Origin of the sequence: Thalassoglobus sp. JC818, assembly GCF_040717535.1 — a bacterium.
In the GTDB taxonomy this organism is placed as follows: Bacteria; Planctomycetota; Planctomycetia; order Planctomycetales; family Planctomycetaceae; genus Thalassoglobus.
Window position 1 is genome coordinate 1,122,250 of sequence record NZ_JBFEFI010000001.1, and the last position, 15,267, is coordinate 1,137,516.

Sequence of the window (15,267 nt, forward strand, 5' to 3'; positions counted from 1 at the left end):
TCGCAGTCGAGGCGGAGATGGAAGACGCTTTCCGTCCACGATCCCTCTGCAGTTTTGGTCACGAACGGAGTTATGATCAGATGTTGACGTGTTCCTCCCTTGCGCGAGTCATCGCTTTTGGTGTATTTCTCGCCGGGATTTCAACTTCTTCAGTGTTCGGACAAAACGTCAAACCAGATGTCGTGCTGACGTACAAACCGGCTCAACCGGGTGTCGATATCGATACTCCCACCGGCGCGGAAATCGCCCAGTGTGAATTGAAAGTTGAGTCCGAGGGGAAAAAGTCGGGGTGGGTTCTCTATGGCCCAACTGGGCAGGTCCTTCGACGCTTCATGGATACCAACGGTGACCAAAAGGTCGACGAGTTCAAGTACTTCAAGTTTGGACTCGAAGTCTACCGCGATCTCGACACCGATGGAGACAACAAGATCAACGAATCTCGGTGGGTCAACACTCACGGAACCCGCTGGGGTGTCGACACAGATCAAAACGGAACGATCGACTACTGGAAAATCATCTCGGCAGAAGAAGCGACTCGCGAAGCTGTTTTCGCCATGGCAAGTGGAAACGTCGCGAGGCTGGAAGCAGTCTTCCTGACACCTCAGGATGCTCAAGCTGTCGGTCTCGACAAGTCAATCGGCAACAAGTTTCTCGCGAATCGAAATTCACTCGGAACTCAGCTTCAAAGCGTGCTCGCCGACTCGAAGATCATCAACAAATCGACCGAATGGGTTCGGTTCGACAGCTCCATGTTGATGCCGAATCTCGTCCCCTCGGATGCAGGCAAAGCTCAGAAAGACCTACTGGTCTACGAAAACGTGATGGCCATCGTCTCGAATGGCGATGAAAATGGCTTCGTCCAGATTGGGGAAATGGTTCAGGTCGGATCAACCTGGAAACTGACCCAGTGCCCGCGCCCGATTGAAGGGGGACGGTTTGACCTCGGCGAAGGTGGACTGTTGCTGCAGCCAACCATTCCCGGAATCACTCCTGGTGCTTCGGAAGGCATCAGCCCCGAAATGCGGGAACTGGTCGATCAGTTGCGGGAACTCGATGCCAAGTCACCGACCGCTGAAACCGCTCGTGAAGACATGATTCGTTTCAATGTCGAGCGAGCCACCTTGCTTCAGAAGCTGGCGAATCTCTCGACCACCACTGAAGATCAGGCACTCTGGCAGCGACAACGACTGGAACTCATCGCAGCAGCGACTCAAATGCAGACATTCCCGAATGGACTGGCTGAGCTGAAAGCATCCATCGACAAGCTTCGCGCTGACAAGTCCGATACCGAATTGCTGGCATTCGCCGTCTTCCAAAACATGCTGGTGAGCTACAACGTGCAACTGCAATCGGCCGATCCGGAACAGCGCGAGGAAGTTCAATCTCAGTGGCTGAAGTCGCTGGAGGCTTTCGTTGAAGAATTCCCCAAAGCTCCGGAAGCTGGAGACGCGCTTCTGCAACTGGCCATCACTGAAGAGTTCAATGGAGATCTGAAGGACGCTCGAGTCTGGTACACCCGACTCGTCAACGACTATCCGAATTCATCGGCAGCCCAGCGAGGCCAGGGAGCGCTGCGTCGACTCTCTCTTGAAGGCCAACCGGTTGCGATCTCCGGAACAACTTTCGGCAGTCAGCGACCGATCGATCTCGCCAGCTATCGCGGCAAAGTCACGGCGGTCATCTTCTGGGCGACATGGTGCAAGCCCTGCACCGAAGATCTTCCGCAAATCCAACAACTCTACACCGAATACCAACGTCAGGGATTCGAAATCGTGGGAGTCAATCTCGACACACCTGGTGCTGATGTTGAAGGTTACCTGCGAAACTACCGCGTCGTCTGGCCTCAAATCGTGGAAGAAGGTGGCCTCGAAGGTCGACTTGCCATCGATTACGGAATCATCTCGCTCCCAACGATGTTTCTCATCGACAAGTCCGGACGCGTGGTCAGCAACAGCGCATCGGTTGAAGACCTCAAGACGAAAGTCCCAGAACTCCTTCGTCAGTAGATGAAAGCGGAGTCAGTTCGAAATCTTCAGCGGAGCGCTACTCGCTTTGCCTGTGAATCGATCACGCTGGATGCCCTACCCGCTTGATTTAGGATCAATCACGTTTGTCCGAAGGTGCTGGATCGTTCAGTGCATCTAGCACCTCCTAGCAACTCGGTTCACCTCCTCTTCAAGGTGAGATTGATGGGCGCTGAAGATTTCTGACGTTCCGAATTCGAATGCAACGCCTTAGCGATGACTCCGTCGGTTTCGTCACACAACGATCTTCTCGTCGATGCGGCTCTCGAACGAGTCCAGCTTCTGACGCCGAACGTCGAAGTTATTCGTAACCTCTTTCAAGCGTGTCCGTTACGCACTGTCTCCCGGTGCATTCTGGCGTGACTTGCTGTCACCGGACAATTCAGGCGACTAGAATTCCCTGACGTTCTGACCGTGGTGCGATCGAATTGCTTTAAAAACGAGTTCGTTTTCTGCAAATTCGCTTGCTCGATCAGGCTGTAACCGACATTCGAGTCACAGAAGCGAATCACTGGACGAGACGGTCCATTCGTCATCGCCGTCAATGCGGACGAAAAGCCTGCTGCGATCGTGACGAGGACCGGTATTTGCACGGGATTTCGCGTGTGAGGGCGTTTGAACTGATTCAGTCAGATTACGGCCGACCATATTCGAGAGCGTGTTGCCATCAATCAAAGGAAATTCATGTCTGAGAAGATTCTGACCGCACTGCCAGTCTTCAACGAAGAAAGTCACATTCGACCTGTTCTCGAAGAGGTCGCTCGATACAGCCCGGAAATTCTGGTTGTGAATGATGGATCGAGTGACGGAACAGCTGCTGTCCTGAGTGAAATCGAAGGAATTCATGTCGTCACTCATGAACAGAACCGAGGCTACGGTGCTGCACTCGACAGTGCGTTTCAGTTCGCCATGCAAAACGGCTACGACGTGCTGGTGACAATTGATTGTGATGGACAACATCAACCTCAACTCATCCCGGAACTGGCCAAAGCTGTCTTTCACAGCGAAGGAGCACCCTGGGACATCGTTTCGGGTAGCCGTTACCTGCAAATCTTCGATGAAAACTCCATCCCGCCTGCCGATCGGCGGAAAATCAACGTGTCGATCACTGAGCAGCTCAACAACTGCTTCGATTTGAACCTGACGGATTCATTCTGTGGATTCAAATCGTATCGCGTCGAATCGCTGAAGCATTTTGAGATCACGGAGTTAGGCTACGCGATGCCGCTTCAATTCTGGATTCAAGCGGTTGGCCACAATTTGAAGATCCGGGAATTTCCGGTTCCGCTGGTTTACCTCGAAGAAGAACGCTCTTTTGGGGGCTCCCTTGATGATTCTCGTCGGAGAATGGCGTACTATCAGTCAGTCCTCAAGCGGGAAATGGAAGCTCAAAATGTTCCGTGCGGCTCCAACACACGGTCCTGACGCTCGGCTTCTCCCGTTTCCTCGCCAGTTTCAACTCCGAGTCTCACTGCATGATGCCCCGCCCTGTCTCCTCTGACTCCATCAAACTTCGTGCTCCGCAATCGAGTGGGTCGGTCTTGTCGATTCCTGAATTGGAGTCGGCGATTCACGATGCGCAGCAGAACGCAGGGCATTTGGCCTGCGCGGATGTACAAATCGCTGGGGTGTCGCTGTCGGAATTTCGCTCTGCAACCCGTCGCGAATTGATTCAACGGGCAGCGGAATGGACAAATCAGGTCACCGGTCAGACGACGGTCTGTGCCGAATGTTCGCACCACGCTTCACTACTGTTCGTCACAGGCCATCAGCCACAACTGGCTCATCCCGGTGTCTGGGCCAAGAATTTTGCAGTCGCCTCGATGGCTCAGGAGGCCTCCGGCGTTGGTTTGAACATCATCGTGGACAATGACACCGTCCAGACGCAGTCACTCCGAATGCCATCTGGAACTGCGGAGCGGCCCAATCTTCTCAGCCTCAGTTTTGATCAACCACAGCCTCAACAGCCGTGGGAAGAGCTGAAGATTCTGGATCGTGAGTTGTTCGACACGTTCGGTGACCGGGTTGTCGACGCCATGTCAACTTGGGGAATCGAACCTCTCATTGCGGACGTCTGGCCCGCAGCGGTGGAAAGCGCTAAGCAAAGCAACTCAATGGCACGTGCTCTTTCCGCAGCCCGGATGAGTCAGGAACGCGAATGGGGATTAGGAAATCTCGAGCTTCCGTTGAGTGAGCTGTGTCAGACGGATTGCTTTCTGAAATTCGCTGCTCATCTCATTGAGAATGCCGAAGCTTTCCACTCCGCTTACAACCAAATCGTCACCGACTACCGCCGAATTCACGGGATCCGTAACGATCGACACCCCGTCCCGAACCTCGAGTCAGGGGCGGACGGACTCGAACTCCCACTCTGGTATTGGGTAGACGGCGATCACTCTCGCTGTCAGGTGTTCGTCAAGCGAGAGGGCGATTGCGTTCAGCTGATCTGTAAAGGCACGGAAGTTTTGTCCTCGGCGAACGACTGCCTTTTCGAAAGCCTCAAGCAACTGTCCGAAAACGGAAAACTCCGCACGCGGGCACTGACAACGACCCTGTTTTCCCGACTTTGCTTTGCCGATCAATTCACTCACGGAATCGGAGGAGCGAAGTACGACGAGATGACCAATCGGCTGATTGAAAGCTTCTTCGGCATTGCTCCGCCGAAGTTTCATATTCTCACAGCGACTTGTCATCTCCCCATCGCCTCGCAAGCGGCATCTTCCGATCGAGTTAATGAGATCAAGCAGAAGCTTCGCGACCTGCGATTCAATGCGGACCGATATCTGTCCGGACCCGAAGTCGATGCCCTTAGTGAGCAAAAAGACCGACTGATTCGCCAGCACTGGCAAGCACAGACGGAAGGCTTCTCAAAGGCGCAGCGACGAGAACGGCAGTTGGACAATCGTGAGCGACACCGAAAGTTGAAAGCCGTCCAACAGGCACTCCATGCTCTGGCAAAGCCTCAGGAAGAACAACTTCGTCAGGAACTGGACGAGGCGGAAGCGCAGCTTCGAGCACATCAGATCCTGGGCAGCCGGGAGTTTCCAGCCGTCCTCTTCCCGAGCCAAACCATTCTCGACTTGCAATCTCAAATGGCTCGCGCTGCTCACGTCACCCTGTAGAACCAATCAGCCCTGCGAGTCTCTGCTTCAATTCATCGCAGATTTGCTGCTTGATGTTCCCTTGGACTCGCGAGATTCAGCGATCAAAAAACGTCATCGACGAGTCTTGACTGAAGATTGCGAACCCGACGGTGAGTAACGGCCACCTCTGTCAAGGTCGGAAAAACTCATTTCGGCAGAATACGCGACAGTTTCATCTGTTGCTCAGATTTCGACTTTTCCGGCTTTCCAGTTTCTTCAAACCTGTGTTAATCTTTTCGTCACTGAGCACATTTCATCACTTGAAGTCATTTCATTCGAACGGCACGTTCAATCGGCATGGAGGCCAATGTGGAGCCATCTTCTTCTTCCGAAAATCGCCTGGACGTTCAAATCCGATGGTTGATTCGTCGGGACATGACCGACGTTATCCAAATTGAACAATCAAGCTACGGGGAAGCTTGGACAGACGAAGACTTCCTCACTTGTTTGCGTCAGCGAAACTGCATCGGAATGGTCGCAGAGCACGATCAGAAGATTGTCGGTTTCATGATCTACGAACTGCACAAGTCCCGATTGCATATCCTGAACTTCGCAGTTGCTCCGGAAGCACGCCGTCAGGGCATCGGAACGCAAATGGTCTTGCGCCTGATCGACAAGCTGTCACAACAGCGTCGCAGTGAGATCCTGATTGAAGTTCGCGAGAGCGATCTCGACACTCAACTCTTCTTCAAGAAGCAAGGTTTCCGCGCTGTTTGCGTTCTTCGCAGACACTTCGACGATACCGAAGAAGATGCCTACACAATGCGATTTCAACTGGCTGCCGATCACGGAATCGACTCCCAGTTCGCGATTCGCAACCGCATCTCACAGTTCGGGGCTGCTTAAAGAAACATCCTGCAGACGTTCCTTCAGTTGAATAGAGAAAACAACTGAGGATTCGCTGCCGGCATTCGAACCATTGAAAACACTGAAGCCCCCCTGGTGCGCTCGTCACATTTGACGGCGCATTTTTTTTTGCGCTGACGCGTTCCGGCTCTCCGCATCGCTCGGGATCGATATTTTCCTCGCTCTGGACCGAACAGATCGCCTCATTTAGACTACGGCGCTTTCGGACTTGTGTTCACGAACTCAAATGATCAACCGGAGCGCAACGGCAGATTATGAGTCCGTGAAGACTGACAACGACCGCTGGTCTCGTCCGAATTCACCCATTTGTTTACCCGGCTGATTGACGTCATATTGCTTCAACGTTGACCATTCGATGACTGTTCAACTCGCAGGCTCACTGGAAGTCGTTAAGACTCAAACTGCGAAAACGTGAAGTGAAAAGACCGGAGAGCCCACCATTATGGTGTGGCTTCTGAGAGAACGAGCGACAAGAACATGTCCCCTCTCGATGCGTCTACATGATCGTCAGTCTGCACAGCTTCTGGATATCCCTTCGTGGATCAGGCAATCACCAAAGTCAAAGTTCTCGTTGAAGCCCTCGAATGGATCAGGCGTTTCCGCGATCGCTACGTCGTCGTCAAGCTGGGCGGCAGCGCACTCGAAGAACCCGAATCTGTGAAACGATGCCTGGCGGATGTCGTCTTCATGGAGGCAGTCGGGATGCGTCCGATTCTCGTCCACGGGGGCGGGAAAGCCATCAACCGCAGCGTCGCGGAGGCGGGTATTGAGCCACGGTTCGTTCAGGGCCGGCGATACACCGATGAGAAAACACTCGAAATCGCGACACGCGTCCTCACCGAAGAGATCTGCGAAACTCTGGTCGATCTGATCAAAACACAAGGCGGACGCGCGGTTGGCTTGCACGTGAATGAACAACCGGTTCTGGAAGGCAAGAAGCTCACACTTCAGGATGCCGACGGTGAACCGATCGACCTCGGGCGAGTTGGGTACGTGACGGGAATCCGAGAGGATGTGCTTCACAGCGTCTGCCGAGGAGGAGTCATTCCCGTGCTGCCTTCGATCGCGGTCGATCCAGAAGGTGGTTCACTAAATGTGAATGCAGACACCGCCGCAGCTGCCATCGCTGCATTGATCGGAGCTGAAAAACTTGTCTTTTTGAGTGACGTCCCGGGGATCTTCCTCGACAAAAGTGATCCGTCGACTCTGGTTCCGCACCTGACGGTACGCCGGTGTCGTGATCTGATCGCAGACGGAACAATTGCCACTGGAATGGTTCCTAAAGTAGAAGCTGCGCTCGATGCGTTGGAAGTCGGAGTCGGGAAAGTGCATATCATCGACGCCAACATCCCTCATTCGTTATTGTTGGAAATCTATTCCGACAAAGGCATCGGAACGGAAATCGTCCGCTGAGTTACAGACCTCGCAAGTGGAACGCATCAAACGTTTCCACAACCAAGTGGCAGTCAATGAGCGAGTCGTTCATTGAAAGCTCAGCTTTTCCATCCCGACACGTGAACAATCGTGGCGTCCCGGTGTCAGTTGTTGTTCGTCGACACGGGACTTCGTGTTTTCATCCCCCCGATTCATATCGGACATCCATTTCAGCATCAGTGTAGAGTTTTCATGGCCACACAAACCCGCACCAGTCAAGAAACGATCGCCCTCTTCGATCAGTACGTCATTCCGAATTACCGACGCTTTCCGATCAGCCTGGTCCGTGGTGAGGGAAGCAAGGTTTATGATGCTGAAGGAAAACAGTACCTCGATCTGTTTCCCGGATGGGGCTGCAACATTCTCGGGTACTCCCCGGAGCGAGTGATTCAAGCTGTTCAGGAACAAGTGGCGCGTTTGATTCACGTTCCGAATACTTGGTACATGGAACCTCAAGGAGAGTTTGCCGAAGCACTTTGCACACGAGGTTTCGGAAAGAGTTTCTTCTGTAACAGCGGAGCGGAAGCGGTTGAAGGAGCCATTAAACTCGCGCGACTTCACACACCAGAAAATCGCTACAAGATCATATCGTTCCAGAACGGGTTTCATGGCCGCACCTATGGAGCTGTGACCGCGACGGCGCAACCGAAGTACCATCAGGGCATCGGTCCGATGGTCGCCGGATTCACCTATGCTCCGCACAACGATCTCGACGCAGTCCGCGATCTGATCGATTCAGAGACAGCCGCGATTCTGATCGAGCCGGTGCAAGGCGAAGGTGGAGTCAACACCCCAGTGGAAGGATTTCTGCAAGGGCTGCGAGAGCTCTGTGATGAGAACGAAATGGTCCTCATCTTTGACGAAGTTCAGACCGGCATGGGACGCACCGGAAACTGGTTTGGCTATCAGACCTTCGGAGTGCAGCCGGACATCATGACAATGGCGAAAGGAATTGCCGCAGGAGTTGCTTGCGGCGCGATTATCGCCAAAGACGAAATCGCTCCTTCACTACGTCCCGGAATGCATGCCAGCACCTTCGGCGGGAATCCCATTGCGATGGTGGCAGGCAAAGCGACCATCGAGACGATCGAAAGCGAAAATCTGCTTGCACACTGCCAGACAATGTCCTCGCAGTTCGAGAAGTTTTTCACAGATCTCAAAGAGCAGACTCCCATCATCCGCGACGTGAGAGTCTGCGGAATGATGATCGGAATCGACCTGACGATTGAATCAGGTCCGGCAGTCGGCTTGGCGATGGAACGCGGACTCCTGCTCAATTCGACGCACGACACCGTGATCCGACTTCTCCCGGCACTCAACGTGACGGCAGACGAAGTTGCTCAAGGCTGTGAAATTATCGCAGATGTGATCCGGGAAATGGCCGAGTCCGCCGCTCCTCAGAACTAGAGCGAAAACAGACCAGCACGCTTCTACGAAGTGGAAGCAAGACTCCCCACAGGGGTATGTTCTGCCAGATCGGCGATCATCAGATTTGCAGCAGCTTGGACGGCTTCTTCCCAGCGGGACTCGCCGAACTCCTCGGCCAACGGTCCTTTCTGGTAACCGAAAATGATGCCTCGTGAGCTGTTGATGACAGCTCCGAGGCCATTTGAATCGAAGGCAGAAGCAACATCTTTCGACGTTCCGCCCTGACTCCCGTAACCTGGGACCAGCAGCGGAACATGCTGCATACGTTCACGGAGTTCTTCAAGTTCTTTCGGATAGGTCGCACCAACGACCGCCCCGATCGAACCGTAATCTGCTCCGTTTGCAGAAGCCTGAGAGAGTTCCTCAATTCGGTCCGCGACCGCTTCGAACAGCGTGGAACCTTCGGTCGTGCGGTCTTGAAAATCCCCTGCCCCGGGGTTACTCGTCCGGACCAGAACGTACAAACCTGCTCCCACTTTTGAAGCACGTTGCACGAACGGTTCCAGGGTGTCGACTCCCATATATGGATTGACGGTCAGCGCATCAGCTGCGAACGGGGCCGATGATGGATCGTCGCCCGCGAGATAGGCGTTGGCGTAAGCTTGCGCAGTGGAACCGATGTCTCCGCGTTTTGCATCGCAAATGACGATCAAGCCAGCATCGCGAGCAGCGCGAATGACGTTTCTCAGCGCCTGCACACCATCAGGGCCGCACTCCTCGAAGAACGCGGATTGCGGCTTTACTGCCGGGACAAGTGGAGCGACAACATCGATGATTCGCAAACAGAATTCTTCATAGGCCGCAGCGCGAGCGACTGTTGAGTCGCCATGTTTTTCTAATGCCGCGGTTCGAATCTTCTCCGGCAACTGTTCCCAGCGTGGATCAAGTCCGACGAGTGCTGCGGTCTGTTTTTTCTGAATCGCTGTATGAAGTCGCTGAACGTAAGGCATCATGACAAACTCACTTTGAAAACATTTCTCGAATCCGACTTCGCGAATTCACAACAGGCAAGCACATTAACGAAGCATGTCCATTCAGGACTTTTGAACGGGAAGAGCGAGTGCGGTTCACTCTTCAGCATCGGACTTAGAAACCTGGGCGACTGCTTCATCTGTCGGTTGGTCGATTCGATACACAAATTGATTCGTTCGAATGAAGAGACTTCCATCCGACACCGAAATTGAGGACATCCCGCCTCCGTCGGCGAGAGTGTTTTTGGACAGCAATTGGAATTCTGGCTCGATCTCAAAGACGTAAACCGTTCCATCTTCATCGGGCACATAGAACTTTTCGCCAACCTGAATGGGAGTCGCACTGAACTTTCCTCCCAATCGTTCGCGCCACTCTTGTCGTCCACTCTCCAGGTTAAACGCCGCCAGTGTTCCATCGTCTGCCAGCAACAGTGCTGAGTCACCAACGATGTTCGGTGAAGGAACATACGAAACATTCCGACTCCCGTCCCAGATGATCGAAGCGTCGGTTCCATCCCCTTCTACTTTCACACAGAGAATCTGCTTTTCGTCATAGCCGCCGCTGATCAAAAGATAGGGATCAGAGTAAGCGATGCTGTTCGCAGTCACTTTCGATGGACCATCAACCGTCCAGAGTAACTCACCGTTCGACGGATCATAGCTTTTCGTCTGCAAGTATCCGGACTGAATCAGTTGCGGACGGCCAGCAAGCGTGGCGACGATCGGTGAGGAATAGTTACCTCGCTGTCCGGGACCATCTCGCTGAACTCTCCAGAGGATGTCTCCGCTCGCTCGATCGACTGCGGTCAGAAACCCGTTAAGCGTGCTATCGCCAGCGACGATGACACTTCGTTCGAAGATGGTCGGAGACGCACCGAAACCGTGATCCGACTGATAAGGGCCCGCATTGCATTCCCAGGCGAGCGTGCCTTCCATATCGTACGCGGCCAACTGAACACGATCATGATTCGCAAACGTCACGAAAACGAGATGGCCATCGCTGGCGGGTGTTGCGGAAGCTTGGGAATTTTTGGAATGAATTCTGGGCAACCCGCCCTGGTTGACGACTTCACTCCAAAGCACCTCTCCCGTCTCTTTTGACAAACAGATCAGCGATTGCGTTTCTTTCTGTGTGTCGGCCGTCGCGATGAAGACGCGATCCCCGACGATGACCGGCGAAGCGTGACCTCGCCCGGGAATCTCTTGCTTCCAGGTAATGTTCTCGCTTTCGGACCACTGCACAGGCGCAGACGAGTCTGTGAGTTCACCCGTCTGATGCGGACCTCGCCACATCGGCCAGTCGCTCTCCGAAATCTCAATGTCAGGTGCCTGACTCTCAGAAGAATCGGTTCCGACAGAGACCGGTTCAATGTCCATCATTTTTCCGCGACGTCCACAGCCCAAAACGAGAGTGCAGAGGAAGGCAACACATACGAGTCTGTTCATCGTTCTGTCTCGGAGAATTGTGAGCGGAATCGGCCTCATAGTAGCCAGTGACGAGCCGGATTTCACTCAGAGCGGTGAACTTCAGAGGAAGAAGCGTCTGCAAATTCATCGAAACAAATCAATGCGTTACTTCGTGGCGTTTCGAGTGTTTACCAGGAATAGGCGACTGTCTAAAGTTTGGCCAACGGTGATCGCTCAACTCTTCATCGAAGCCACTTCTTTCGCATCAAAGGAAGAACTTGCATGGAATCAGTATTGAATGCGTTTCGATTTACAAAGTCTTTTGCACATCTGCTCGCAGCAGATATTGATGACCGCGAAATGGCTCAGATTCCCCATCCCGGAATGAACCACCCCGCATGGATTCTGGGTCACGTCGCCCTCGGAGGCGATCTTGTGGCGAAGCTGCTCGGCCAACCGATGTTGACCGATGAAGAGTGGCTGCGAGTTTATGGTCCCGGGTCAACTTGCAGCGAAGACCGAGCGATCTACCCCACGAAATCGGCTCTGCTGTCCAAGCTGGACGAAGTCTATGAATCTGTCGAGAAAATGATCGTCGAAGCTTCTTCGGAACAACTTGCTGCTCCAAATGCGACGCCGTTTTTCCCGGACCAGTTTCCAACGACCGGCGATTTGATCGTGCATCTCATGACGACACACGCGTCGATGCACCTCGGCCAGCTTTCCGCTTGGCGCCGCTGTGTCGGTAAAGGATCTGTGCTGGGAGTCTAGAGCAAGTTGCACTTTCCGATGCACTCGCTTGCACTGTCTCATAAGTTAAAAGGCTGTGCTTGCTCGTGCGAGATCGTGCATACAAAATCAGAAAATGCCCTAATCCTTGAGCTTTGTTCGCCGCCTTAAACGAAACAAAACCCGAACGAAGCTTAGAACAATTTCATTTGTCCGTTTGAAGGAGTCGGGCAGACGAATTGGCTGGAGTCGAGTTCCGGGAGATTGCAGAACCCGTATTTCTTCCGGAATACTTTGAAGATGATGCGGATCTGGTTCGCAATCTCTCCTGTTCCGACCATTCGCTGCCCCCACGTTGCATCGCTCATTTGACCGTCGCGTGTTTGGCGAACGCGTTGATTGACGCGATCTCGACACTCGGGCTGTGTTCGATCCAGCCATTCCTGGAAGACCGGCTCGACCGTCGCTGGGAGTCGAAGAAGAATATAACGAGCATCTGTTGCCCCAGCTTCTCGGGCTGCTTTCAGAATGTGCGGAGCTTCGTGATCGTTCAGTCCCGGGATGATTGGAGCATTCATCACCCTGACGGGAATCCCAGCCTCTGCCAGCGTCTTCACTGCTCTGAGGCGAGAAGTCGGAATGCTGGTGCGAGGTTCCATCACGCGTGCCAATTCAGCATCGAGTGTGGTGATTGAAATGCTCACGTGAGCGAGGTTTCGAGACGCCATTTCCTGCAGGAGATCAATGTCTCGCAGCACCAGTGCATTCTTAGTAATGATGCTGACCGGCTGATTGCATTGGTTCGCCAGTTCGAGACACTTCCGCGTCAATCGAAACTCTCGTTCCGCAGGCTGGTAACAGTCCGTGACACCGCTGAAGATGATCGGCTCAGGCACCCACTTGTCGCGAGACAGAAAGTCCCGAAGCAACTTGGCAGCATCGAACTTCACGAAGATCTTCGTTTCGAAATCCAGGCCCGCGTTCAGTCCGAGATACTCGTGCGAGTTTCTGGCATAGCAATATGCACACGCGTGAACGCATCCTCGATACGGATTAATGCTGTAGCGGAACGGAATGTCTGGAGAGTTGTTTTCCGAGACAATTGTTTTTGAATCGTCTCGGAGATATTCGATCTTCCGGTCATTCCGAGTTTCTAAGTACTCGGTGTCCCATTCCAGATGCTCGAAGTCTGCCTCGGCATGAATCCGTTCGAATCGATTTGGAGGATCGAGGTTTGATCCGTGTCTCATGCCACTCCTCCTCAATCGGTCTTTAATGGAAGAGCGAAGTCACTACACCCCGGCGAGCAGCTTCGTTTCTGCATAGTTGTCCGTTGATGCTGCTTCGTAAGTCGGAGGCTCGCGGCCTTCCTGAATGCATTGATCGAGTTCACGCTTCTTGGGACATCCGTGGCATGCCCACCATTCGCGAGCACGTTCTCGCGTCCATGGCTCCGTCAATGGAACAGTTTGCAATGCTTCGCGAAGCTCCTCGACCGATTGAAAGCGATCGTCGGGGTTCTTTGCGAGACACTTCAGCACAATCGCTTCGAGTTCCTCGGAGACATTTGGATTGTGCGTTCTCAGGGAGACTGGAGTTTGTTGTGCATGAGCCAGCAGCAACTTGACGGCGTTTGTCTCCTGAAACGGTGCTTTTCCAGTCAACACATAATAGGCCACACAGCCCAGTGCGTAGATGTCTGCTCGTGCGTCGGAAACGTCTCCACTGGCCTGTTCAGGAGCCATATACATTGGAGATCCTGCGATTCGGCCTTCCTGAGTGATTTTGGTATCGAGGTCGACGTGTTGTGATCGTACTAGCCCGAAGTCGAGCAGTTTGGCCACATCGTAAGTTCCACCTCGTTTCGCAGCGAAGATGTTGGCAGGTTTGATATCGCGATGAACGAGACCTTGATCATGCGCCTCAGCGAGTGCATCACATGTCTGTTTGAAAAAGTGGACGAGACGCTCATCCGGCATCGGGCCATGCATTTCCACGATCTGGTCGAGATTCATTCCCGGCAGGTATTCCATGACGTAATAAAAAGTCCCGTCCTCAGAAACTCCGTAATCGTAGATTTCGACAGTGTTCCAGTGAGTCAATTGCGCTGTGGACCGAACTTCACGTTCGAATCGCGCCAACGTCTGCGGATCTCCTGCCATTTCCGGTCGAATCAATTTAATCGCACAAGGGCGTTTGAGAAGCAGATGCTCAGCCAGGTGAACCTCGCCCATTCCCCCGCGACCGAGTAGACGCTTCAAGCGATAAAGTCCCAGTTGTCGGGCTTCGAACTCAGCTGTTCTCAAAGACCGAATCGTGCGCACTCCCCACGTGGCGATGACCAGGCTGAAGGTCATTACCATCAAGGCTTCGATCAGAATTGTGGAATTTTCCGGTTGGGCGAATTCTGTAGCGACAATCGGAACGACCAATCCGGTGATTCCCATAACCGCAACAGGCGCGATCGCCATCGGCAGCATCATCGCAAGTGCTCGCTGCCATGAGTTGGGAATAAACAGAGCATAGGTGAATAGCAGGATCATCCACGGCGCAACGATCGGGAACAGATACCCCCGAGTCGCACAGTCCAGAACCATGCTGTAAGTCAGCACGACAAAGAAGAGTTCCGATGTGCCGAATAGGATCAGCTCGGCAATTCGGAGATTCCGATTCACATGACCGCAGCCGGAACAGGTTCTCCAGGCGATCAGTCCGCTGGAGACGATCGCCACGAGTTGTGTCCACTTCAGCAGCGAGTCAGCTTCTGAAATGTGAGCTGAGCCGAGTATGGCGGACTTCAGAAAGAATGCGGTATACCCGACGAAGAAAATGAGCGACGCTGCCTTGAGTCGCCCAGCAAGTACCGTGTTGACCTCTTTCGAAAAGTTCGCACCGGTCCCGTCGACGATCTGCACTGCCCATGACCATGCCGATTTCGAGGGTGATTTCCCGTTTGGTCCAGAGTCGGACCGCTTTGTGAGGATTCGTTCCTGGCCAGAGTCTTGTGCCATTCCAGGCGCCACTTTGTTGAGTTAGAGGAAACTTTGCGGTAACGACCTATGATAGTCACCGAAGGTTCGTTCGTCAGCGTGAAGATGCTGAAATTGCGTCCCGTTCCATTCAAACTCGTCTCAAGTGGGCAGTTTGAAAAAGGTTTCGCCGTCGTGGGAATCTGGTTCTCAAGTTTGCATCTTTGGCCGACACGTCGCCAACAGATCAACGATAGAAACCGCTTGATGTGAACCTGTGAAGCAACTCACAAAT

At 53.3% G+C, this 15,267-nt stretch carries 12 protein-coding genes; 8 read left to right on the forward strand and 4 right to left on the reverse strand.

Annotation, left to right across the window (positions count from 1 at the left end; all coding sequences use genetic code 11):
• Nucleotides 1-80: 80 nt before the first annotated feature.
• The 6 genes from AB1L42_RS04005 (at nucleotide 81) to AB1L42_RS04030 (ending at nucleotide 8,875) form a co-directional block, all read left to right on the forward strand.
• On the forward strand, nucleotides 81-2,006 hold the full coding sequence (locus AB1L42_RS04005) for a redoxin domain-containing protein (protein WP_367051449.1): 1,926 nt from the start codon (nucleotides 81-83) through the stop codon (nucleotides 2,004-2,006).
• A 702-nt stretch (nucleotides 2,007-2,708) separates the two neighbouring features.
• Entirely contained in the window at nucleotides 2,709-3,449 is a 741-nt protein-coding gene (locus tag AB1L42_RS04010) for a glycosyltransferase family 2 protein (protein WP_367051451.1), read from the forward strand.
• Nucleotides 3,450-3,499: 50 nt separating this feature from the next.
• Nucleotides 3,500-5,146 (forward strand): hypothetical protein, encoded by a 1,647-nt coding sequence (locus tag AB1L42_RS04015; protein ID WP_367051453.1) that lies wholly within the window; start codon nucleotides 3,500-3,502, stop codon nucleotides 5,144-5,146.
• Nucleotides 5,147-5,542: 396 nt separating this feature from the next.
• Nucleotides 5,543-6,013, forward strand: coding sequence for a ribosomal protein S18-alanine N-acetyltransferase (gene rimI, locus AB1L42_RS04020; RefSeq protein ID WP_367051455.1), 471 nt, complete (start codon nucleotides 5,543-5,545; stop codon nucleotides 6,011-6,013).
• A 558-nt stretch (nucleotides 6,014-6,571) separates the two neighbouring features.
• The gene (gene argB, locus AB1L42_RS04025; protein WP_367051457.1) at nucleotides 6,572-7,447 is read left to right on the forward strand and encodes an acetylglutamate kinase; all 876 of its coding nucleotides are present in this window, start codon (nucleotides 6,572-6,574) and stop codon (nucleotides 7,445-7,447) included.
• 213 nt (nucleotides 7,448-7,660) lie between these two features.
• The gene (locus tag AB1L42_RS04030) at nucleotides 7,661-8,875 is read left to right on the forward strand and encodes an aspartate aminotransferase family protein (RefSeq protein WP_367051459.1); all 1,215 of its coding nucleotides are present in this window, start codon (nucleotides 7,661-7,663) and stop codon (nucleotides 8,873-8,875) included.
• 23 nt (nucleotides 8,876-8,898) lie between these two features.
• On the opposite strand, the gene pyrF is transcribed toward AB1L42_RS04030, so the two are convergent.
• Both pyrF and AB1L42_RS04040 read right to left on the reverse strand, forming a co-directional pair.
• Nucleotides 8,899-9,849, reverse strand: coding sequence for an orotidine-5'-phosphate decarboxylase (pyrF, locus tag AB1L42_RS04035; protein WP_367051461.1), 951 nt, complete (start codon nucleotides 9,847-9,849; stop codon nucleotides 8,899-8,901).
• Between the two features lie 114 nt (nucleotides 9,850-9,963).
• Nucleotides 9,964-11,313 carry a PQQ-binding-like beta-propeller repeat protein gene (locus AB1L42_RS04040; RefSeq protein ID WP_367051463.1) on the reverse strand — a complete coding sequence of 450 codons (1,350 nt, stop codon included), beginning with the start codon at nucleotides 11,311-11,313 and terminating at the stop codon, nucleotides 9,964-9,966.
• Between the two features lie 243 nt (nucleotides 11,314-11,556).
• On the opposite strand from AB1L42_RS04040, the gene AB1L42_RS04045 reads away from it, so the two are divergent.
• Entirely contained in the window at nucleotides 11,557-12,045 is a 489-nt protein-coding gene (locus tag AB1L42_RS04045) for a DinB family protein (protein ID WP_367051465.1), read from the forward strand.
• 152 nt (nucleotides 12,046-12,197) lie between these two features.
• On the opposite strand, the gene AB1L42_RS04050 is transcribed toward AB1L42_RS04045, so the two are convergent.
• Both AB1L42_RS04050 and AB1L42_RS04055 read right to left on the reverse strand, forming a co-directional pair.
• Nucleotides 12,198-13,253: a PA0069 family radical SAM protein gene (locus tag AB1L42_RS04050; protein WP_367051467.1), complete on the reverse strand. Its 1,056-nt coding sequence runs from the start codon at nucleotides 13,251-13,253 to the stop codon at nucleotides 12,198-12,200.
• Between the two features lie 42 nt (nucleotides 13,254-13,295).
• Nucleotides 13,296-15,014 carry a serine/threonine-protein kinase gene (locus AB1L42_RS04055; protein ID WP_367051469.1) on the reverse strand — a complete coding sequence of 573 codons (1,719 nt, stop codon included), beginning with the start codon at nucleotides 15,012-15,014 and terminating at the stop codon, nucleotides 13,296-13,298.
• Between the two features lie 48 nt (nucleotides 15,015-15,062).
• Between AB1L42_RS04055 and AB1L42_RS04060 the strand changes: the two genes are divergently transcribed.
• Nucleotides 15,063-15,245, forward strand: coding sequence for a hypothetical protein (locus tag AB1L42_RS04060; protein ID WP_367051471.1), 183 nt, complete (start codon nucleotides 15,063-15,065; stop codon nucleotides 15,243-15,245).
• Nucleotides 15,246-15,267: the final 22 nt, after the last annotated feature.